The sequence below is a fragment of the Amycolatopsis sp. CFH S0740 genome (genome assembly GCF_004522315.1).
Lineage (GTDB): Bacteria > Actinomycetota > Actinomycetes > Mycobacteriales > Pseudonocardiaceae > Amycolatopsis > Amycolatopsis nivea.
On the sequence record NZ_SDLS01000001.1, the window covers coordinates 287,869 to 308,180 of the forward strand.

The 20,312-nt window shown below is 70.8% G+C and carries 19 protein-coding genes; 9 read left to right on the forward strand and 10 right to left on the reverse strand.

Annotated elements, in window-relative coordinates:
• Positions 1-34: 34 nt before the first annotated feature.
• The gene (locus EIZ45_RS01445; RefSeq protein WP_134661601.1) at positions 35-568 is read left to right on the forward strand and encodes a GNAT family N-acetyltransferase; all 534 of its coding nucleotides are present in this window, start codon (positions 35-37) and stop codon (positions 566-568) included.
• Here EIZ45_RS01445 and EIZ45_RS01450 read toward each other — a convergent pair.
• Entirely contained in the window at positions 558-1,007 is a 450-nt protein-coding gene (locus EIZ45_RS01450; protein ID WP_134661600.1) for a MarR family winged helix-turn-helix transcriptional regulator, read from the reverse strand. The two genes, EIZ45_RS01445 and EIZ45_RS01450, sit on opposite strands and share 11 nt — an antisense overlap.
• Before the next feature lie 89 nt (positions 1,008-1,096).
• On the opposite strand from EIZ45_RS01450, the gene EIZ45_RS01455 reads away from it, so the two are divergent.
• Positions 1,097-3,343 (forward strand): FUSC family protein, encoded by a 2,247-nt coding sequence (locus EIZ45_RS01455; protein WP_134661599.1) that lies wholly within the window; start codon positions 1,097-1,099, stop codon positions 3,341-3,343.
• 12 nt (positions 3,344-3,355) lie between these two features.
• Here EIZ45_RS01455 and EIZ45_RS01460 read toward each other — a convergent pair whose 3' ends face one another.
• Entirely contained in the window at positions 3,356-3,997 is a 642-nt protein-coding gene (locus EIZ45_RS01460) for a S1 family peptidase (protein WP_134661598.1), read from the reverse strand.
• Positions 3,998-4,319: 322 nt separating this feature from the next.
• Between EIZ45_RS01460 and EIZ45_RS01465 the strand changes: the two genes are divergently transcribed.
• The 5 genes from EIZ45_RS01465 to EIZ45_RS01485 are packed head-to-tail and all read left to right on the forward strand — an operon-like array spanning position 4,320 to position 10,160.
• Entirely contained in the window at positions 4,320-5,261 is a 942-nt protein-coding gene (locus EIZ45_RS01465; RefSeq protein WP_037805769.1) for an ABC transporter permease, read from the forward strand.
• Positions 5,258-6,259 (forward strand): ABC transporter permease, encoded by a 1,002-nt coding sequence (locus tag EIZ45_RS01470; protein WP_240690521.1) that lies wholly within the window; start codon positions 5,258-5,260, stop codon positions 6,257-6,259. The genes EIZ45_RS01465 and EIZ45_RS01470 overlap by 4 nt, the downstream gene beginning before the upstream one ends.
• Positions 6,260-6,278: 19 nt before the next feature.
• Positions 6,279-7,967: an ABC transporter substrate-binding protein gene (locus EIZ45_RS01475; RefSeq protein ID WP_043834389.1), complete on the forward strand. Its 1,689-nt coding sequence runs from the start codon at positions 6,279-6,281 to the stop codon at positions 7,965-7,967.
• Between the two features lie 4 nt (positions 7,968-7,971).
• Positions 7,972-9,588, forward strand: coding sequence for an ABC transporter ATP-binding protein (locus EIZ45_RS01480; RefSeq protein WP_134661597.1), 1,617 nt, complete (start codon positions 7,972-7,974; stop codon positions 9,586-9,588).
• Positions 9,589-9,641: 53 nt separating this feature from the next.
• Positions 9,642-10,160: a dihydrofolate reductase family protein gene (locus EIZ45_RS01485; protein WP_134661596.1), complete on the forward strand. Its 519-nt coding sequence runs from the start codon at positions 9,642-9,644 to the stop codon at positions 10,158-10,160.
• Between the two features lie 222 nt (positions 10,161-10,382).
• Here EIZ45_RS01485 and pip read toward each other — a convergent pair whose 3' ends face one another.
• On the reverse strand, positions 10,383-11,327 hold the full coding sequence (gene pip / locus EIZ45_RS01490; protein WP_134661595.1) for a prolyl aminopeptidase: 945 nt from the start codon (positions 11,325-11,327) through the stop codon (positions 10,383-10,385).
• Positions 11,328-11,915: 588 nt separating this feature from the next.
• Here pip and EIZ45_RS01495 point away from each other — a divergent pair.
• Positions 11,916-12,572: a hypothetical protein gene (locus tag EIZ45_RS01495; RefSeq protein WP_205669771.1), complete on the forward strand. Its 657-nt coding sequence runs from the start codon at positions 11,916-11,918 to the stop codon at positions 12,570-12,572.
• Positions 12,573-12,627: 55 nt separating this feature from the next.
• Positions 12,628-13,482: an SAM-dependent methyltransferase gene (locus EIZ45_RS01500; RefSeq protein ID WP_043834396.1), complete on the forward strand. Its 855-nt coding sequence runs from the start codon at positions 12,628-12,630 to the stop codon at positions 13,480-13,482.
• A gap of 3 nt (positions 13,483-13,485) precedes the next feature.
• On the opposite strand, the gene EIZ45_RS47310 is transcribed toward EIZ45_RS01500, so the two are convergent.
• The 7 genes from EIZ45_RS47310 to EIZ45_RS01530 form a co-directional block, all read right to left on the reverse strand.
• Entirely contained in the window at positions 13,486-14,358 is an 873-nt protein-coding gene (locus EIZ45_RS47310) for an APC family permease (RefSeq protein ID WP_255442918.1), read from the reverse strand.
• Complete coding sequence (locus EIZ45_RS47315; RefSeq protein WP_255442920.1) at positions 14,321-14,962, reverse strand: amino acid permease; 642 nt, start codon at positions 14,960-14,962, stop codon at positions 14,321-14,323. Before EIZ45_RS47315 ends, EIZ45_RS47310 begins: the two co-directional genes overlap by 38 nt.
• Before the next feature lie 31 nt (positions 14,963-14,993).
• Entirely contained in the window at positions 14,994-16,337 is a 1,344-nt protein-coding gene (locus EIZ45_RS01510; RefSeq protein ID WP_037805780.1) for an MFS transporter, read from the reverse strand.
• A 154-nt stretch (positions 16,338-16,491) separates the two neighbouring features.
• Positions 16,492-17,898 (reverse strand): aspartate ammonia-lyase, encoded by a 1,407-nt coding sequence (locus EIZ45_RS01515; RefSeq protein ID WP_134661593.1) that lies wholly within the window; start codon positions 17,896-17,898, stop codon positions 16,492-16,494.
• 25 nt (positions 17,899-17,923) lie between these two features.
• Positions 17,924-19,048, reverse strand: a complete 1,125-nt coding sequence (locus tag EIZ45_RS01520) for a M20 family metallopeptidase (RefSeq protein WP_134661592.1) — start codon at positions 19,046-19,048, stop codon at positions 17,924-17,926.
• Positions 19,048-19,725: a DUF1028 domain-containing protein gene (locus EIZ45_RS01525; RefSeq protein ID WP_134661591.1), complete on the reverse strand. Its 678-nt coding sequence runs from the start codon at positions 19,723-19,725 to the stop codon at positions 19,048-19,050. The genes EIZ45_RS01520 and EIZ45_RS01525 overlap by 1 nt, the downstream gene beginning before the upstream one ends.
• Positions 19,722-20,144, reverse strand: coding sequence for a RidA family protein (locus tag EIZ45_RS01530; RefSeq protein WP_037805786.1), 423 nt, complete (start codon positions 20,142-20,144; stop codon positions 19,722-19,724). The genes EIZ45_RS01525 and EIZ45_RS01530 overlap by 4 nt, the downstream gene beginning before the upstream one ends.
• Positions 20,145-20,312 lie beyond the last annotated feature (168 nt).

Genomic DNA, 20,312 nt, shown 5'->3' on the forward strand with positions numbered 1-20,312 from the left:
TGTGCGGCGGGCTTCCGGCAGGAAGACTGGCCCGATGATCCGTCTCGTCGAACCGCCCCGTCTCGTCTTGCCCACGACTGCGGTGCGGACGTCGTACCTCGTCGGAGAGCAGGCTGACTGCTTGCTCGAAGGCCGTCCGACCGAATGGCTGGACGAGGCGAGCGACGACTTCGCCGGGTTCGTCGCCGCCCGGCGCGGAGTGCGGCAGCGGTGGGGAGTGCCGTCCACGATCTTCTGGTACGTCTCCGGCGAGTACTACCTGGGCACCCTGGTGGTCCGGCACGAACTCACCGCCGAACTCGCCGAAGCGGGCGGGCACATCGGGTATCACGTGGTGCCCCCGTGGCGGCGGCAGGGCCATGCCACGCGGATGCTGGCCGCCGGGCTCGCGGAATGCCGGGGCCTCGGCCTCGACCGCGTCCTGTTGACCTGCGCCGAGGACAACGAACCCTCGCGCCGGGTGATCCTCTCGAACGGCGGCGTGCCAGATGGTCGGAAGCGGGGCGAGGATCGGTTCTGGATCGACCTCGGCGGCGGCGGGCAGCCGTCCGGCGAGGTCAGTCGCTGAGGTAGCGGCGGGTGACCGCGCTGTTGTAGCGGGTCAGCAGTTCGGCGAAGGCGTCGAGTTCGCCAGGCGTCCAGTCGCCCAGCAGTTCCCCGACGGTGGATCGCCGCCGGGCCCGGGTGCGGTGCATGAGGTCGCGGCCGTGGTCGGTCGGGGTGATGACGCAGCGTCTGCGGTCGTCGCTGGCGGGGTTGCGTTCGGCCAGTTCCTTGCGGAGCAGCGCCGAGACCTGCCGTCCGGCGGTGGACGGGTCGAGGCCCAGCGCGCCGGCCAGGGTGCCGATGTCGGCGGGGCCCAGGTCGTCGAGCGTGCGCAGGATCAGGTACTCGGCCTGGTCCAGTTCGGCGTAGACGTCGGTGCGGCGGCGCAGCATCTCGAAGTTGCGCACCAGCACCGCGGTGGCGCGTTCCAGCACGTCGAGCGGTTCGGGGGGCTGGTCCATGGCCCGGGTCCTCCGATGAGCCGAAGAGGCGTCGCGAAAATATCGGTATCATACCGGTGATCGCGCACGAGGACGGGAAGGCGGGGTGGATGCTGCCCAGGGCAACGGAGATCCGGGACCGGGTGGCCGCCTCGGACCCGGGGCTGAGCCGGTTGCGCTCGGCGCTCGCGGCGACCGTGTCGATGGGCACCGCGTTGGGGGTGGAGTACCTGCTGGCGCATCTCACCGGCGCGGATCCGAAGGGCGCGCTGGTCGGGATGCTGCTCGGCGCGGTGGTCGCGATGATGGGGTCGATGGCCCTCGGCGACTCGCCCGCCTGGACCAAGGTGAAGACCGCGGTGTTCTTCCCGGTCGCGTTCGGGGCCGGGATGGCGCCGGGAGCCGCGGTCGGCGCGCATCCGGACCTGATGCTCGTCGTCTTCGTCGTGGTGATGTTCCTGGCGGTGTTCGTCCGCCGGTTCGGGCCGGTTTTCTTCTTTTACGGCTTCATGGCCTGGATGGGCTATTTCTTCGCGTCGTTCCTGCACGCCAGCGTCGCGACGCTGCCTTCGCTGCTGCTCGCCGTGGTGGTGGCGTCGGCGTGGGTGCTGCTGTTGTCGCTGACGGTGCTGCGCACCAGCCCGAAACGCACGCTCGGCCAGGTGGTGCGCGCGTTCGACGCACGGGGCCGGGCGCTCGCCCGGTCCTGCGCGGATCTGCTGAGCAGCCCGGACCCGCATCAGGACGCGCGGCTCCGACGGCGAGTGCAGCGGCGGCAGGCGCGGATCGCCGAAGCGGCACTGATGATCGAGGCGTGGTCGGCACAACCCGGTGCGGTGCCGGAAGGTTTCTCGGCGGCCGCGCTCCGGCGCGCGATGGTCGACGCGCACCATCTGCTCGACCAGTTGGCGACCTCGGCGTGTGCGCTCGTCGACAGCGGTTCCGGGCTGACCGTGCTGGCCGCGGAGGTGTCCGACCGGCTGGCCCGGCACGACGACCAGGGGGCGGCGCAGGTCGCGTACCGGCTGGCCGCGCTGGCGGAGAGGACGGGCGGCACGGCGGGCGGGTGGTGGCCCGCCCGGCACTTCGCGGCGGCCGCGCTCGAACTGGCCCCGGTGCTCGAACGGGCGCGGCGGCCCGGTGCGGCCGGGGCCGAACCCGTCGACGATTTCCAGCCGGCGGTGGGCCTGGTCTTCGGCGCGCTCCCGGGTTCGGCGGCGGCCGCGGGCGAGGTCCCGGCGCGGCACGCCGGGTGGAACCCGTTGTCCCGCCTGGATTTCGTGAGCAGGCAGGCGGTGCAGGGCGCGATCGCGGGCGCGCTGGCGATCCTGGCCGGCAAGCAGTTGTCCGACGCCCGCTACTACTGGGCGGTGCTGGCCGCGTTCGTCATGTTCACCGGCACCGCCACCCGCACCGAAACCTTCCTCAAGGGCTTCAACCGAGTGCTCGGCACGTTCGTCGGACTCGCCGCGTCGATCGGCCTGGCGGCGCTGACCGCGGGCAACGCGGCGGCCGTGCTGGCGACCATCTGCGCGAGCATGTTCTTCGGCTTCTACCTGATCCGGCTGTCGTACGCGTACATGATCTTCTTCGTGACGATCATGGTCGGCCAGCTCTACAGCGTGCTGCACGAGTTCTCGCCCGGCCTGCTCCTGCTGCGGCTGGAGGAAACCGCGATCGGCGCGGCGGTCGGCCTGCTGGTCGCGCTGCTCGTGACCCCATTGTCCACTCGGGACACTGTGCGCACGGTGCGCAACAACCTCCTCGGCGCGCTGCACGAGGTGCTGACCGCAGCCGCGGCGCGGCTCGAGCGGAAACCCGGCGCAGAGGCGGACTTCGACGCCCTCGCCCGCGATCTCGACCACCGGCTGTACCAGCTCGCACTGGTCGCGCGTCCGCTCACCCGCCCGGTCCTCGGCGGCACGACCTCGCCCCGGTTGCGGCACCGGTTGTCGCTCTACGCCGCGCTGACCACGCACGGCAGGGCGCTCGCGGTCGCGATGCGGTCGCCCGGTTCGTGCACTCGGCATCCCGAAGGCCCGGTGGCGGCGTGCACCGCGCTCGCCGAGGCGGTCGAGGAATTGACCGCGGCTCCGCCGGGAACGGGTCGACCGGCCGCGGAGGGCCCGCTGGCGCGCGCCGACGTGGCCCTGTTCGCGTACACCCCGGCGGCTGCTGGAGAGCGGGCGAAAGACCCGGCTTTGCGCGCGCTGAGCCACCTTTACCACGTCTTGTGCGATCTGGCCGCGACCGGATCGGCCAGCCCGCGCCGGTTGTCGGCGCTGCCCGCACCGACGGTGCCGCGGTTGTACCGGCAGGTCCGCGCGGGGATCCCAGGGGAGGCCCCGAGCGCGTGACGCACAGCGCGCTCAGGCGAGCGTCGCTCCGTAGGCGGCGAGCACCGGCGGCAACGGCTGGAAGAAGCTGACCTGGTTGTTCCCTCCGGACAGCACCCCGTACCCGACCCCGGCGTAGAACAACGGGCCGCCGCTGTCGCCGGCCCCGACCGGGATGTCCGTGGCGATCGTCCCGACGACCTGCTTGCCGTCGCCGAAGTTCACGGTCTGGTTGAGGCCCAAGACCTTTCCGCACGTCTTCTTGGTGGTCATGCCGCTCTTGCACACCAGCTGCCCCACCTGCGGGGTGCCCGCGCGCAGGATCCGCTGGGTACCGCCGTCGTAGAGATCGACCTGGCTGTGCCCGGAACCGGAGCGGTCCTCGACGCGGCTGTAGTCGGTCACCGGGAAGTGGCTGTCCACGTTGCGCCCGATGTCTTTCCAATCGAGCCCGTGCTCGGTGCAGTGCCCCGCGGTGAGGAGGTACCGGACGTCCTTGACCAGGATCGCGAACCCGGCCGAGCAGTAGTAGGGCTCGCGCCCAGGGCCCGGCGAGACGGTGTACATCGCGTCGCCGCCATTCACCGCCGCACTGGCCGCCGACGCCGGCGGGCTGACCAGCAAGACGGCCGCGAAAACGAGCATTCCGGCCAGCTTGCGCGAGCAGCGAGACATCGGCGGGTCCTTCCGTCCACAGGAGACTGGCTACGTGCGCCCAGTCCAGTGCCGGGCGGGCGGCGGCACAAACGGAGTCAGCCGACTGTCCCGGGACTGCGTCCGAACGGGTGACAACAAGGCTGGCCGGACAGGTGTCCGCACGGCACACTGGCCCGGGCCGCGCGACCGCCGGTGACCTGCGCGAACACCACGTATTCCCGGGGGAGGTGCGATCTTGCCGGCGTCTCACGATCCGGGAAGGGCACCGCCGTCGTGGTGAATTTCCTTCGGGTTCTTTACTGTCACGTCGTCAAGTAACGCTGATCTGCATAGGGAACCGTTGTCCGACATCCTGTCGCCGGGCGGCGCTGGGGTCCCGGCGGCCGCTCCGGCCTCCCGGAACCTGTGGCGCGCGTTGCGGCACGACCGCTGGGCGCAAGCCAGCGCGGTCGTCATCGTGCTGGTGATCGTCACCGCTCTCGCGGCTCCTCTGCTCGCCCTGATCGAGGGCCAGGATCCGTACACGTACCACACCGACCTGCTCAATCCGGCCGACGGCACCGGCGCGGGATTCCTCGGCGGCATCAGCGGCAGCCACTGGTTCGGCGTCGAACCGCTGACCGGGCGGGACCTCTTCGCGGTCGTCGCGTACGGCGCGCGCACGTCGTTCCTGATCGGGCTCGCCGCGACCGCGGTGTCGATGCTGCTGGGCGTGCTGCTCGGGGCGAGCGCCGGATACCTCGGCGGCTGGTGGGACACCGCGGTGAGCCGGGTGACCGACGTGCTGCTCGGGTTCCCGCAGCTGATCTTCATGATCGCGCTCGGCGCGGTCGCCCCGCAGTCGATCCCGCGGCCGCTGCTGCTGATCGCGGTGATCGGGCTGTTCGGCTGGCCGCGGGTGGCCCGGGTGGTCCGCGCGCAGACGCTGAGCCTGCGCAACCGCGACTTCGTCAAGGCGGCCCGGGCGCTCGGCGCGGGCGGCGTGCACGTCTTCCGCCGCGAACTGCTGCCGAACCTGTGGGCGCCGATCATCGTGCTGGCGACGGTGAGCATCCCGGCCAACATCGGGCTGGAAGCCGCGCTGTCGTTCCTCGGCGTCGGCATCCCGCCGCCCACGCCGAGCTGGGGCCGTTCCATCAGCGACGCGATCAACTGGGTGCAGACCGATCCGATGTTCCTCATTTTCCCCGGCGCCGCGCTGTTCGTCGCGACGCTCGCGTTCAACATGCTCGGCGACGGGCTGCGCGACGCCCTCGACCCGAAGACGGCGGTGCGCCGGTGAACCGCACCCTGCGTTTCGTGGGCATCCGCCTGCTGGGCATGCTCGGCGTGCTGCTCGTGGTCAGCTTCGGCACCTTCGCGGTGTTCTACCTGCTGCCCACCGACCCGGCGTACATGTCCTGCGGCAAACCGTGCACGCCGGAGAACCTGGCGCTGGCGCGGGAGTTCATGGGCTTCGACAAGCCGTGGATCCAGCAGTACTTCGACTTCCTCGGCGGCATCTTCACCGGCCGCACCTTCGGCGCCGGCGTGACGGCGATCGTCTGCTCCGCGCCCTGCTTCGGCTACTCGTTCCAGCAGAGCGAACCGGTGCTGACGCTGATCGGCGACCGGCTGCCGATCACCGTCTCGCTGGCCATCGGCGCGTCGGTGATCTGGCTGATCGCCGGGGTCGCGACCGGGGTGTTCTCCGCACTGCGGCGCGGGAAGTTCGCCGACCGGGCCGCGATGACGGTGACGCTCGCCGGGGTGTCCGCGCCCGCGTACCTGGTGGGGCTGCTGGGGATTCTGCTGTTCGGCTTCACGCTCGACGTGGTGCCGGTGAGCGGCTACGTGACGTTCGCGCAGAGCCCGGTCGACTGGGCGTGGCACCTGGTGCTGCCGTGGCTGGTGCTGGCGTTCATCAACGCCGCGGTGTACGCCCGGCTCTCGCGCGGGCAGATGCTCGAAATCATGGGCGAGGACTTCATCCGCACCGCGCGGGCGGTCGGCCTGCCGGAGCGGACGGTCATCGGGAAATACGCGCTGCGCAACGTGTTGCTGCCGGTGGTGACGGTGTTCGCGGTCGACCTCGGCGCGCTGCTCGGCGGCGCGGTGATCACCGAGCGGGTGTTCGCGCTGCCCGGGCTCGGCGGGCTGCTCGTCGACGCCGTGCACCAGGTGGACCTGCCGGTGCTGATGGGCGTCAGCCTGTTCGCCGCCTTCTTCGTCGTCCTCGCGAACTTCGCGGTGGACGTGCTCTACGGGGTCCTCGACCCCCGCGCTCGGCTCGGTTCGTGAGAAAGGGAACGGAAAAACCATGGATCGCAGGGACTTCCTGAAGGCGCTCGGCATCACCGCCACGGTCACCGGGGCAGGGGCGTTCCTCGCCGCGTGCAACGCGAACGAGCAGTCCGGCGGCGGGGGAGCGGTCGCGGTTTCGTCCGGTGGCACGCTGTACATCCTCAGCGACACCACGTCGCAGCACCTCGACCCGGCGAAGAGCCAGAACCTGGCGATCACCACGATCAGCCTGATCCACCGCAGGCTCACCGCGTGGAAGACGGCCGGGGACGGCCCGGCGACCGTGGTCCCGGACCTCGCCACCGACACCGGCCGGGCGAGCGCGGACGGCAAGACCTGGACCTACACGCTCAAGGACGGCCTGAAGATGGCCGACGGAACGCCGATCACCAGCGCGGAGATCAAGTACGGCATCGAGCGGTCGTTCGACTCGGCGTTCTCCGGCGGACTGGGCTACCACAAGAACCTGCTCGCCGGCGGACCCGGCTACCAGGGCCCGTTCAAGGGCGGCGAACTGGCGTCGATCGAGACGCCGGACCCGAAGACGATCGTCTTCCGCCTGGCCCGCCCGTACGGCGACTGGCCGTGGATCGCGAGCATGCCCGCGTTCGCCCCGGTGCCGAAGGGCAAGGGCACCGACGCGACCTACGACACGAAGCCGGTCGCGTCCGGCCCGTACCAGGTCGAGTCGTACCAGAAGGGCGTGCAGGTCAAGTTCGTCCGGAACCCGAACTGGGACGCCAAGACCGACCTCGCGCGCACCGGGCTGCCGGACGCGGTCGTGATCCAGATGGGCCAGGACACCGGCGTCGTCGCGAAGCGGCTGCTGGCCAGCCAGGGCAACGACGCGTTCGCGTTCGGCTCGTCGTTCGTGAACCCGGCGCAGCTGGCGCAGATCCGCACGAACCCGGCGGCGAAGAACCAGCTCGTCACGTCGAAGTCCGGCGCGCTGGCCTATCTCGCGCTGAACACCAAGCGCGGCCCGCTGGCGAATCCCAAGGTGCGCCAGGCGTTCCAGTACGCCGTGGACAAGACCGCCTACCAGGTCGCCACCGCGGGCAGCGCCGACTTGGCGGGTCCGATCGCCACGACGCTGATCACCGAGGGCATCGCCGGGCGCGAGGTGTACGACCTCTACCCGGCCCCGCCGTCCGGCGACGTGGCGAAGGCCAAGCAGTTGCTCGCCGAGTCGGGCTTCCCGAACGGTATCGACAACCTGGACTTCCCGGTGTCGACGGCGAACAACGACGCGGACAAGGCGCAGGCGATCCAGGCCGCGCTGCAGCGCGCGGGCATCCGCACCAAGCTGCGCCCGCTCGACGACGAGGCGTGGACCACGCTGGTCACCGGCAACGACGGCAACTACGACCTGACGCTTGGTTCGTGGCAGCCGGACTTCCCGAGCGCCAACGCGAACATCGAGCCGCTCTTCGGTACGTCGGAGATCGGCAACGGCGGGTACAACGAGTCGCGCTACTCGGTGCCCGAGGTGGACGCGCTGATCACGCAGGCACAGGGCACGGTCGACCCTGCGGCGGCCGGGAAGCTGTGGGCGAAAGCGGACAAGCGGATCATGCAGGACTCGCCGGTGGTCCCGCTGATCTACACGCGCAACTCGTTCCTGCACGGCGCGAAGGTCGGCAATTTCGCGATCGGCGCGTTCCCGGCGTACCCGAACTACCTCCAGATGGGCCTGGCGAAGTAATCCCGTGTCCGAGCAGCTGCTTTCCCTGCGCGACGTCTCCGTCCGGTTCGGTTCCGCCGAAGCCGTGCGGGAGGTGACGTTCGACGTGCGCCCCGGCGAGGTCGTCGCCCTCGTCGGGGAATCCGGTTCCGGCAAGTCGGTCACCGCGCTGTCGCTGCTCGGCCTGCTGCCGGACACCGCGACGGTGACCGGGTCCGCGGTGCTCGACGGCCGCGATCTGTACACAGTGGACGGTCCGGCGCTGCGTGCGGTGCGCGGCGGCGAGATCGGCATGGTGTTCCAGGAGCCGATGAGCGCGCTGAACCCGGTGTTCCGGATCGGCACGCAGCTCGTGGACGCGGTCCGGGCGCACCGGAAGGTGTCGCGGGCCGCCGCGCGGGAACGGGCCCGGGAACTGCTGGAGCTCGTGGAACTGGACGCGCGGCGCGTGCTGCGGGCGTACCCGCACGAGCTGTCCGGCGGGCAGTTGCAGCGGGTGGTCATCGCGATCGCGCTGATCCACGACCCGAAGCTGCTGGTCGCGGACGAGCCGACGACCGCGCTGGACGTCACCGTGCAAGCCGGGATCCTGCAGCTGCTGCGGTCGCTGCGGGACCGGCTCGGCACGGCGATCCTGCTGGTGACGCACGACATGGGCGTGGTCGCGGACGTCGCGGACCGGGTCGTCGTGCTGCGCGAGGGCCGGGTCGTCGAGCAGAACACCGCGGCCGGGCTGTTCGCCTCGCCGCAAGCCGACTACACGCGCGAACTGCTGGATTCGGTGCTGTCGCTGGGTTCCGCGCCCGGCGGTGCGGTGCGGCCGGCGTCGGCTCCGCTGGTGTCGGTGGAGGATCTCGCGGTGACCTACCGGGTCGGCGGCGGCGCCCCGCCGGTGCGCGCGGTCGACGGCGTGTCGCTGACCATCGGGACCGACGAGGTGCTCGGTCTCGTCGGCGAATCCGGTTCCGGCAAGAGCACGATCTCGTCCGTGCTGACCGGTTTGGTCGCTCCCTCGGCGGGCTCCGTGCGGATCGACGGCGTGGACGTCGCGCGCGCGTCGGCCCGGCAGCGGCGGGAGATCCGGCGGCAGATCGGGATCGTGTTCCAGAACCCGGCCTCCGCGCTCAACCCGCGCGCGACGATCGGCGCGAGCATCGCCGAACCCCTGGTGGTGCACGGCGAACGCGGCGAACACCGGGAGCGGGTCGCGGAACTGCTCGCCGCCGTGCGCCTGGACCCGGGCTGGAGCAACCGGTACCCGCACGAACTGTCCGGCGGGCAGCGGCAGCGGGTCGGGATCGCGCGGGCGCTGGCGCTGCGGCCGCGGCTGCTGATCGCGGACGAGCCGACGAGCGCGCTGGACGTCTCGGTGCAGGCCTCGGTGCTGGACCTGCTGGCGGACTTGCAGCGGGAACTGGCGTTCGCGTGCCTGTTCATCAGCCACGACCTGGCGGTGGTGGAGCGGGTCGCGGACCGGGTCGTCGTGCTGCACCACGGCAAGGTGGTCGAGGAGGGCCCGGTGGCGTCAGTGCTGGGCTCGCCGCAGGAGGACTACACGCGCCGCCTGGTCGCCGCGGCCCCGGTGGCGGATCCGGAACGGCAGCGGGAACGCCGGGAGGCTTGGCGCGCGCTGTCCGGCTGACCGATGAGTTTCGGCCCTTCCGGGAGTCGGTACGGCAAACGGAAGGGGCTGACATGGGAAAGCTGCTGTACTCCGCCGCGATGTCGCTGGACGGATTCATCGCCGGGCCCGGCGGGGACATGGGATGGCTCGCGCCGTACACCGGGGACGCCGCCGACGACTTGGCCGCGGAGGTCGGCGCGCTACTGGTCGGCCGCCGGACGTTCTCCGGCGACGACCCGTATCGCGGCACCGGGGGCGAAGGCAAGGCTTTCGGCGGCGGCTGGGAAGGGCCGCAGGTGGTCTTGACCCGGGGTGACCCGCCCGCGGTGCCCGGGGTGACGTTCTGCTCGTCGCTGGAGGAAGGCGTCGCGACGGCGCGGGCGGCGGCGGGGGAGAAGACGGTGAACGTGCTGGGCGCTTCGGTCGGGCGGGCTTGCGTGGAGGCTGGCCTGCTGGACGAGGTCGTGGTGGTGGTGATGCCAGTGCTGCTCGGCGGCGGGGTGCGGCTGTTCGAACGGCCGGGCCCGCCGGTGCGGTTGGAGTTGCTGGCGCAGCGGGGGACGAACCTTCGCTACCGCGTGCTGCGCTAGCGATCCTCGCAGCGTGGCCGCTGAGTGTCCACAAAGGACGTCAAGCTCCACGGAATGCCCGGTTCGGCGCCATCTGGCTGGTTCCGGCGGTGCGCGAGGGGAACCCTCAGGGAATCAGATTCCCTCAGGGTTCCCCTCACGTACCGCGCATCTCACCCCGGGGTGCCGCCGATGACGCCGCTCTGGCACGGGGGAGTGCGGCAGGAGTTCCCGCGCCGATCGTCAACGGTCCTCGAAGCGGGCGATCGCCTCCAGCGCCGCCGTCCCCATCGACGGGCTCCCGGTGTGCCCGGCGTCGTCGATCACGACGAGTTCGGCGTCCGGCCAGGCCCGGGCGAGCTGCCACGCTTTCCGCAGCGGAGCGCTCAGGTCGGCGCGTCCGTGGATCAGCACTGCCGGAATGCCGTGCAGCAGGTGGATGTCGCGCAGCAGCTGATCGTCCTCGAGCCAGGCGTGGTGGCGGTAGTAGTGCGCGCAGAGGCGGGCGAGCATGATCAGTTCGTCGTCCGGGACCGCGCTGAACTGGCCGGTTCGTCCGCCGACCCATTCGTGCGAGATCACCGCGTCTTCCCAGGCGCACCAATCGCGGGCGGCGCGGAGCTGCACCGCGCGGTCCGGGCTGGCGAGGAGCTGCGCGTACCCGGCGAGGAGGTCTCCGTCCGGGTCGGGCGCGCCTGCCCGGAACGCTTCCCATTGCGCGGGCAGCAGCCGCCGGACGCCGCGGTAGAGCCAGTCGATCTCGTCCGGCGACGAGGTGAACGCGGCGACCAGCACGATGCCGCTGACCCGTTCCGGACGCCGCTGCGCGTAGGCCAGCGCGAGCGTCGCGCCCCAGGAACCGCCGTAGAGCAGCCAGTTCTCGAAGCCGAGGTGGACGCGCAGCCGCTCCATGTCGGCGGTCAGGCGGTCGAGGGTCTGGTGCTCCAGGCTCACCGCCGGGTCCGCGACGCTCGGCGTGCTCCGTCCGCAGCCGCGCTGGTCGAACACCACGACGCGGAACTTCTCCGGGTCGAAGCCGCTGCGGCCGAAGCTGCCGCCCCCTCCGCCGGGGCCGCCGTGCACGCACAGCACCGGCTTGCCGGAGCCGCTGGCGTCCCAGTAGATCTGCTGTCCGTCGCCGGCGTCGAGCATGCCGGTCGCGTCGGGTTCGACCGAAAACGGCCGCATCGCGGGCCTCCTCCCCGGGCCGGAAACCCGTCGAGCGTACTGGATCACGCCCGAGCCGGGTTTACAGCGCGGACGCGAGGAACTTCAGCCCGTGTCGCAGGCGCGTCGCGAGGCGCGCTTGCCCCAGACCGCGAGGTTTGCCGTCCGTGAGGGTGACTCTGATTCCCAATGCCAGGAACTCAAGGCGGCGCTGCAGGTGCGTTCGAGCCGTGTCCGCCCAGGTCGAAGGTCTCGCCTGGCCTGGGACGCGGGTCGTGCGGGTCCGTGAGGGCCACCCTCAGGGAATCTGATTCCCTCAGGGTGGCCCTCACGGCCCGCGCGACACGGGCAGATGAGAATGAATCGGGCATTTCGGCGGTGGTGGCGTCTCTTGTGGACGGTGAGCGGGACTGCGCCACGCCGCTTAAGTTTCTGGCATTGGGAATGAGACTCCCTCAGGGTTCCCCTCACGGCCCGCAAGAACCGACGCGGCGGCCGCGATGTCGCCTTGAGTTCTGGCCTCGGGTTTACAGCGCGGACCGGGGGTCCCTAGGATCTGGCGCGCCGGAAGCGCCGCGGACGCGCGGCCCCGGAGGGGTGGAGGTCTGGATGGGGAACCCGGAGTCCGGCAGCGACCTCGAGTCGGTCGCGAACCTCGTGCGGCTGTCCGAGACGGCGCCGATGCCCCGGATCGACGGCAGCGAACCCCCGCCGCTGGTGCGCCGCCGGGCAGACAGCGCCGACGAACCGACCTCGGCGTTCGGCGGGGTCCTCGACGTTTCGACCGGCTCCCCGGCCGAGCAGCTCGCCAAACGCGGCCCGGCACCCGCCGCCGACCCGCCCGCGCCGGCCGCCGAGACCGCGCCGCCCGCTCAGCGAAAGCCGCGTTACGGCCTCTTCGCCGGCGCCGCGGTGGTGGTGTGCGCGGGGCTGGGCTCCTGGGCGTTGTGGCCGTCGGCGTCCGGCGGGACAGATCCGCAGCCGGTGCAGCCGCCGCCCGCTCCGGTCCGCACCACGTCGTCCGCGCCGCCCGCGGTGAGCACGCTCAGCGCGTCCCCGGCCCCGGCGAGCGACCAGGTGCGAGACACGGTGATCCGGGCCAGCAGCCGTCCCGCGACGACCGCGCCGCCGCGCGTCCAGCCGACGCAGAACCCGCAGCAGGACAGCCGGGACCAGTCCCACGACTCGATGGAAGACGCGTTCCGCTCGGCGGTCAGCTCGTACATGGAGCAATGGGGCGACGGGCCGCGCCGCTGGCACGGCTGAGCGGCAGTACTACTCTGAGTAGGTCACTGCCGACCGACCGCTCCGCGAGGTGTCCATGACCGGCTCGTCGTCCCCGTTGTCGCCCAGCCAGGTGCCGGTGGGGGTGGACCCGAACCGCCCGAGCATCGCGCGGATCTACGACGGGTTCCTCGGCGGGAGCCACCATTACGAGGTGGACCGCGCGGTGATGGAGAAGATCAGCACGGCGGTCCCGGAGGCGGTGCACATCGCCCGCGGCAACCGCGGTTTCCACAACCGCGTGCTGCGCATGCTGGCGAGCCAGACCGACATCCGCCAGTTCCTCGACTGCGGTTCCGGCCTGCCGACCGCCGAGAACACCCACCAGATCGTCCAGCGCTACCACCGCGACGCGCACGTGGTGTACGTCGACAACGACCCGGTGGTGCTCGCGCACGGCCGCGCGCTGCTGGAGGACAACGACTTCACGCACATGGTCGAGGCCGACATCTTCGAGCCGCGGGCCGTGCTGCAGCACGAAACCGTGCGCGAGTACATCGACTTCTCCGAGCCGGTCGCGCTCCTGCACATCGGCACCATGCACCACTACGAGGGTGACGGCGCGGTCGAGGTGATGCGCGAGTACATCGACGCCCTCGCGCCCGGTTCGTACGTCGCCATGGCGCACTTCTACGACCCCGAGGTGCCGGAGCTGACCGCGGTCGCGAAGCGGATCGAGGAGATCCTCGTGTCCGGACCGCTGGGCGCTGGGCGGTTCCGGACCCGCGCCGAGATCGAGGCGATGCTGCCCGGTCTCGAACTGCTCCCGCCGAGCCGGACGGACGGGCCTGGCTTGTCGGTGGCCGACGAGTGGTGGCAGGACGGTCCGAGGCTGAAGCCGCTGAGCGACGCCGCCCGGTGCGTGGCGGGTGTGGTGGGCCGGAAGGTCTGATTCCTACGCCGGTTGCGGGACTTCCGCGACCGGCGCGGGTTGCCTGCGGGCGATGAGGTAGCCGACGAACCCGAACCCGATCAGCACCGCCAGCGTTCCGGCGGTGAACAGTTCGAAGGTCAGCCGCGACACGCCCCAGGTGCCCTCGAAGTCGTAGGGCACCCCGAGCGCGCGGTCCAGCACCCCGGGCACCACCGTCTGCCACGCGCCCAGCAGGATCCACGCGTAGATCAGCACCGAGCTGACCCACAGCCCGATCCGTCCGCCGGGAACCCGGAACGGGCGGTCCGCCGCGGGGTATTTCCGCCGCAGCACCAGGATCGTCGGGAAGATCAGCAGGTACGACAGCAGCAGCGTGCTCACCGCGATGTTGAGCACCACCGCGAACACCGCCGAGGCCGAACTGCTCTGCACGATCGTCGCCACCACCGTGAACGCGGTCGCGACCACGCCGGAGAGCAGGTTGACCCGCAACGGCGTGTTGAGCTTCGGATGGAACGCCCCGAACCAGCGCGGGAACGCGCCGTCGACGGCGGCCATCGCCTGGATGCGGTCCGAGGCGATCATCCACGAGCAGCCCTGGTTCAGCAGGACGAAAATGAACACGACGGCGGCGAGCGTCAGCATCCCGTCCGCGGCGCCGCCGTAGACGGAGAACACCTGGCGCACCGCGTCGAGGAACCCGCCGAGCCCGTTGATCTTGTCCGGCGGCATCACCAGGACGATGCCGAAAACCGGCACCAGGTAGCACAACGCCGACACGAGACCGGAAACGCCGACCGTGATCGGGACATCGCGCCGCGGGTTGTGCATCTCCTCCGCGGCGCCGTTGGGCGCCTCAAACCCGACGAGGGCGAACATCAGAACCGGGACCACGGCGAGGAATCCGCCGATGGTGGGGGGAGAAGGCCAGCGAGCCGTGGACGCCGTTGCGCGCCGCGTAGATCGCCGCGGTGACGGCGAAAAGCACCACGAGCCCGACCTTCAGCAAGGCCCCGGCGGCGATGAACCACTTGCCGTACCGCAGGCTCACCACCGCGCCGAGGATGGCCAGCCAGATGAACACCAGCTTGAACGCGTAGTCCGCGAACCCGCCCGGCGAGGCCGGCACGAGGTACTGCTGCCAGGTCGCCGCCGCGAGGAAGGTGATCGATCCGCCGAGCCACACCGGGTTGGTGATCCAGTACAGCAGCGTGCCGAGCGCGGCGGGCAGCTTCCCGAACGCGAGGCGCAGCCACACGAACGGCCCGCCCTCCGCCGGGAACGCGCTCCCCAGTTCGGCCATGACCAGGCCGTACGGGAACAGGAACAGCACGAGGAGCACGGCGGTCCAGGTGACCGCCTCCGCCCCGGAGGTCGCGATCTGGCCGATGGTGTCCACCGAGATGATGGCCGCGATCGCGAGGAAGATCGAGTCGATCCGGCGCAGATTCCGGCGCAGGTTTCCGGATTCGCTGTTGACGAAGGTGGGTTCGGACACGCTTCACCGCCTTTGGTGAATCGAGGGTGAGTCAGGCTTCGGTGTTCTCCAGGTCTTCCTTGTGCAGCAACGGGGTTCCGGCGGTCTCGCGCATCGAGAACGCGGCGACGAGACCGACCGCCGCGGCGGCCATCAGGTACGGGCCGGGCACGAGCGTGCTGCCGGTCGCGGAAATCAGGACGGTCATCAGGTACGGCACGGTGCCGGCGAACAGCGCCGCGGTGATGTTGTACGCGATGGACAGTCCGCTTTGCCGGGTGCGGGTCGGGAAGATCTCCGCCGACCACACCGCGTAGGTGCCGAGGATCGCCGCCAGGATCGCGCCGAGGGCGAGCCCGCCGATCCAGGTGCCGACGAGGCCGGTGCGCATCAGCAGGTACGCGGGGACGGCGAAGACGAACAGCGCCGCGCCCGCGCCGATCAGGACCGGCTTTCGCCCGACCCGGTCGGAAAGGCGGCCGAAGAACGGCACGAGGACCAGCCCGACGAGCGAGATCACCGTGGACAGTGCCGCCGCGCTGCCGGACGAGTGGCCGAGGTAGTCGGTCTCGTAGGTGACCAGGTAGGTGAGCACGGCGTAGAACGGCACGTGCATCATCGTCATCAGCCCGGCCGCCTGGAATAGCTGCTTCTTGTTGTGGCGGAACAGTTCCCGGACCGGGCTGCGGGGCACGTTGTCGGTCGCTTCGAGGGCGCGGTACTCGGGCGTGTCCTCGATCTTGCTGCGGATGACGAACCCGATGATGCCCAGCGGCGCGGCGATCAGGAACGGGACGCGCCAGCCCCACGACGCCAGCTGTGCGTTCGTCAGGCCGATCGACAGCAGCAGGAACACGAACGAACCGGCGAGGAAGCCCAGCAGCGAACCGACTTCGAGCCAGCTGACGCCGAACCCGCGACGCCGCCGCGGCGCGTACTCGGCGAGGAAGCTCGCCGCGCTGCCGAATTCGCCGCCCGCCGCGAGGCCCTGCAACAGGCGCAGCAGCACCAGCAGGATCGGGGCCGCGATGCCGATCGTCGAGTAGCCCGGCAGCAGGCCGATCACGAGCGTGGCCCCGGACATCACGAAGATGACCACCGACAGCGTGCGCTTGCGGCCGATCTTGTCGCCCAGCGGCCCGAAGATCAGCGCGCCGACCGGCCGGATGCCGAACGACACCGCGAAGACGCCGAACACCGCGAGCAGGCCCGCGGTCGAGTTGCCCGCCGGGAAGAACACCGAGGCGATGGTGCCGGCGAGGTAGGCGTAGGCGGCCCAGTCGAACCAGTGCACGAAGACGCCGACGGCACCGGCGGCGACACTGCGGCGCAGCGTCGCGGGATCGGCGCTCTGTTCGGCGAGGTCGGGCGCCGGAGAGGCGTCGGATGCGGTCATGAATGGCCTCCTTGGACCGGTTCTCCGGGAGGACGCTAAGAGCGGCCCACGGCATCTAACAAGAAGTAATAAGCAAAGCAATGCATCGGTTCGAGTTATGCAGAAGCGCTGAGCTGTGCCGATACGAGGGTCTGACGGCGGCGAAACACCGTGTTCACGTGCGGGACGGCCCGCCGGTGAGGGCCTGCGGGGTGATCAGCGCGCCCACCTGGTCGTCGGTCAGCAACCGCCGTTCCCGCACCAGTTCCAAGGCTGGGCGTCCGGTTTGGTGCGCTTCCAGGGCGAGCCCGCACGCGGTTTCGTAGCCCAGCGCCGGGCTCAGCGCGGTGACCAATCCGGTCGAGGTGGCGACGAGATCGGCGAGGTGCTCCCTGCGCGCGGTGATGCCGCGTACGCAGTGTTCGGCGAGCACCCGGGCGCCGGCGGTGAGATGGTCGAGCCCGGCGGTCAGCGCTCGCGCGATGATCGGTTCGAAGGCGTTGAGCTGGAGCTGTCCGCCCTCGGCGGCGAGCGTGATCGTCACGTCGTGGCCGATGATTTCGAAGGCGATCTGGTTGACCGTCTCCGGGACGACGGGGTTGACCTTGCCCGGCATGATCGAGGACCCGGCCTGCCGGGCGGGCAGTGCGATCTCGCCGAACCCGGCCTGCGGCCCGGACGAGAGCAACCGGAGATCGTTGCAGATCTTGGACATTTTGACCGCCACGCGTTTCAGCACGCCGGACAGTTGCACGAACACGCCGACGTCCTGGGTCGCCTCGATCAGGTCGGGCGCGGAGACGAGCGTCGCGATGCCGGTCAGCTCGCGCAGGTGCGCGACAGCCCGCTCGCGGTATCCGGGACGCGCGTTGAGGCCGGTGCCGATCGCGGTGCCGCCGAGGTTCAGCTCGTGCAGCAGCAACCGGGCTTCGGCGAGCCGCTGTTCGTCCTCGCCGAGTGTGGCGGCGAACGCGCCGAACTCCTGGCCGAGCGTCATCGGGACGGCGTCCTGCAGCTGGGTGCGGCCCATCTTGAGGACGTCGGCGAACTCGATCGCCTTGTCCGCGAACGCTTCCCGCAGCCCGGCGAGCGCGGCGAGCAGTTCGGCGAGATGCCGGTCGAGGGCGAGTTTGACCGCGGTGGGGTAGACGTCGTTGGTGCTCTGGCCGAGGTTGACGTGGTCGAGCGGATGCAGCTCGGTGTACTCGCCGCGGGCGTGGCCGAGCAGTTCCAGGGCGCGGTTGGCGATGACCTCGTTGGCGTTCATGTTCGTCGACGTCCCGGCTCCGCCTTGGATGAGGTCGACGACGAACTGGTCGTGCAGCCGACCGCCCCGGATTTCCGCGCACGCCTGCCCGATCGCCGCGGCTCGCTCCGGGGAGAGGGCACCGACCTCCGCGTTGGCCCGCGCGGCGGCCTCCTTGACGGTGGCGAGCGCGGCGACGAGGTGCGGCCGGTCGGCGAGGGTTTCGCCGGTGATGGGGAAGTTGACCAGTGCACGGGCGGTGTGCGCGCCGTAGTAGACGTCGCCGGGCACGCTGATCTCGCCGAGCATGTCGTGCTCGGAGCGGGTGCTGGACATCGGTGTCCTTCCCGGTGCAGGAGGTTCAAAGGGTGCGGTCGACGCCGGTCCACGCCAGCGCGACAGCACCGTCGAGCAGGGCGCGCTCCGCGGCGCCGCCGACGCAGTGCGCGGCGAATTCGCGCTGGTGGTTGATCGCGGGCAGCGACCCGATGCCGATGTAGGGATGAATCGCGGGCACGACCTGCGAGACGTTGCCCATGTCGGTGGACGCGCGGTTCATCCGCGAGGCCGTGCCGTCCGGCGCGAACTCGCGGCCGAGTTCGAGGGCGTTGGCGCGATAAGCCGCTAAAGCCGGTTCATCGGCGCGGAATTCGGCGTACGGCTTGCTTTCCGGCTCGACGGTCAGCTCGCAGCCAGTGGCCAGCGCCCCGGCTTCGAAGGCCCGCATGACGCGTGGCTCCAATTCGGACAGTTCCGCCAGCGTCTCGGCTCGCACGTACCACCGGCCCGACGCGTGTTCGGGGATCGCGTTGGGTGCGTCCCCGGCGTGCGTCACGATCCCGTGCACGCGTGCCGAGGCCGGAAGTTGTTGCCGCAGAAGGCCAATCGCGACCTGGGCGACGGTGAACGCGTCGGCGGCGTTGACCCCGGCTTCGGGATATGCGGCCGCGTGCGCGGACTTGCCGGTATAGGAAATCCTCGAGTGGCTGACGGCGAACGGCCGCGCTTCGGCGACGTCGACCGGTGCCGGGTGCACCATCATCGCGAGGTCGACACCCGCGAAAGCGCCGCGCTCCAGCAGCTCGATCTTCCCGCCGCCGCCCTCCTCAGCCGGGGTTCCGTAGACCTCGACGGTGATCCCGAGGTCGTCGGCGACTTGGGCGAGCCCCAGCGCGGCCCCGATTGAGCTGGCCGCGATGAGGTTGTGCCCGCACGCGTGGCCGAGGCCGGGCAAGGCGTCGTACTCGGCGCACAGCGCGATTCGCCTGGGCCCGGAGCCGAAGCTGGCGTGGAACGCGGTGTCCAGACCGAGGTACTTCGCCGTGACCGCGAACCCGGCCCGGTCGAGCAATTCCGGCACTGCGGCAGCCGCGCGATGCTCTTCCCACGCGGTTTCCGGGTCCGCGTGCAGGCGCTCGGACAGCTGGATCAGCTCGTCGGCGTGCCGCTCGACCACGGCGCGGGCGGCCGCTTTGGGCGCGGCCATCACTCGTCTCCCGGCACGCCGTAGGACGGCGCGGCGGCGGGGTTCAGGCCGCGGGTGACGTAGTCGTCGCGCTGGGGGAGCCAGACGTCGAGGAGTTCGGCGAGCCGCTCGATCGGCTCATCCGCCCAGTCCACGCGCAGATCAGTGACCGGCCAGTCCGCCCCGGACACCACGACCAGCCCGGCCGACCGCACCGGGCCTTCCTCGCCGCCCGCCGCGAGCCCGGCCCGCATCGCCGCGACGAGCCGCTGCTCTAGCTCGCCAGTCGAGCCGGCGAAAGCGTCCACCATGGACTGCGGAATGTGGTCGCCCGCCAGCATGTTGCCCGCCGCCACCACGCCGTCCGCGGTCGCCGACGCGTGCGTGCCGAGGGTTTTCGAGCCGCTGTAAGCGAAACCGGGCCCGGTCCGGCCGAGCACGGTCAGCTGCCGGTACTCGATGTGCTCCGCCGCCGACGTGACTTCGGCCAGCGCCTTTTCCGGGTCGCCGTGCTCGGCGAGCCGGTCCAGCAGCCGTCCGCCGAGCCGCGGGTCGGTGATGTTCTGCGAGGCCGCGGCGCCGAGGCCCGGGCGCAAGTGCGCGACCCGGGCGACGACCGCCGGACTGGACGAGCTGGCCGCGATGCCGAACCGGACGGCGCCGCCGGACGTGTCGCGGGCGACGATCGAAAAGGTCACTTCTCCTCCTCCGGGATCACCGCGATGGCGTCGATCTCGCACAGCCATTCCGGCCGGGCGAGCGCGGACACGACCACGCCGGTCGAGATCGGGTGCACGCCCTTGGTCCAGCGCCCGACGGTGCGGTAGACCGCCTCGCGGTAGCGCGGGTCGACCAGGTAGATGGTGAGCTTGACCAGGTGTTCCATCCGGCTGCCCGCTTCTTCCAGCAGCATCTTGATGTTCGCCATCGCCTGTTCGGCCTGCGCGGCGACGTCGCCGATCCCGACCGATTCGCTCGTGTCGAGGTCCTGCCCGATCTGGCCGCGCACGTAGACCGTGCCGTTGGCGACGACGGCCTGGCACAGGTCGTTGTCGAGGTTCTGCTCCGGGTAGGTGTCCCGCGTGTTGAACGGGCGGATGCGACGGTGGACAGTCACTGCGGGGCCTTCCGTGCGGCGGTCGTCGGACGCCTCAGCCTGACCGCGCCGCCGAGGTTCTGTCCAGTAGATGTTTCCGGACCAATGCATCTGTTGGATCGATGCACTCTGCATCGGGAAATCAGATCTTGAGTGCCGGAAACATCTGTTGGACACGGGCAGGGCGGG

What these genes read in the sequence shown, in the direction of transcription:
- EIZ45_RS01510 (WP_037805780.1), bottom strand. Translation starts at nt 16,337, where the DNA reads ATGACCGCATCCGACGCCTCTCCGGCGCCCGACCTCGCCGAACAGAGC.
- EIZ45_RS01495 (WP_205669771.1), top strand. Translation starts at nt 11,916, where the DNA reads ATGGGGAACCCGGAGTCCGGCAGCGACCTCGAGTCGGTCGCGAACCTC.
- EIZ45_RS01520 (WP_134661592.1), bottom strand. Translation starts at nt 19,048, where the DNA reads ATGGCCGCGCCCAAAGCGGCCGCCCGCGCCGTGGTCGAGCGGCACGCC.
- pip (WP_134661595.1), bottom strand. Translation starts at nt 11,327, where the DNA reads ATGCGGCCGTTTTCGGTCGAACCCGACGCGACCGGCATGCTCGACGCC.
- EIZ45_RS01515 (WP_134661593.1), bottom strand. Translation starts at nt 17,898, where the DNA reads ATGTCCAGCACCCGCTCCGAGCACGACATGCTCGGCGAGATCAGCGTG.
- EIZ45_RS01445 (WP_134661601.1), top strand. Translation starts at nt 35, where the DNA reads ATGATCCGTCTCGTCGAACCGCCCCGTCTCGTCTTGCCCACGACTGCG.
- EIZ45_RS01450 (WP_134661600.1), bottom strand. Translation starts at nt 1,007, where the DNA reads ATGGACCAGCCCCCCGAACCGCTCGACGTGCTGGAACGCGCCACCGCG.
- EIZ45_RS01485 (WP_134661596.1), top strand. Translation starts at nt 9,642, where the DNA reads ATGGGAAAGCTGCTGTACTCCGCCGCGATGTCGCTGGACGGATTCATC.
- EIZ45_RS01475 (WP_043834389.1), top strand. Translation starts at nt 6,279, where the DNA reads ATGGATCGCAGGGACTTCCTGAAGGCGCTCGGCATCACCGCCACGGTC.
- EIZ45_RS01455 (WP_134661599.1), top strand. Translation starts at nt 1,097, where the DNA reads ATGCTGCCCAGGGCAACGGAGATCCGGGACCGGGTGGCCGCCTCGGAC.
- EIZ45_RS01460 (WP_134661598.1), bottom strand. Translation starts at nt 3,997, where the DNA reads ATGTCTCGCTGCTCGCGCAAGCTGGCCGGAATGCTCGTTTTCGCGGCC.
- EIZ45_RS01500 (WP_043834396.1), top strand. Translation starts at nt 12,628, where the DNA reads ATGACCGGCTCGTCGTCCCCGTTGTCGCCCAGCCAGGTGCCGGTGGGG.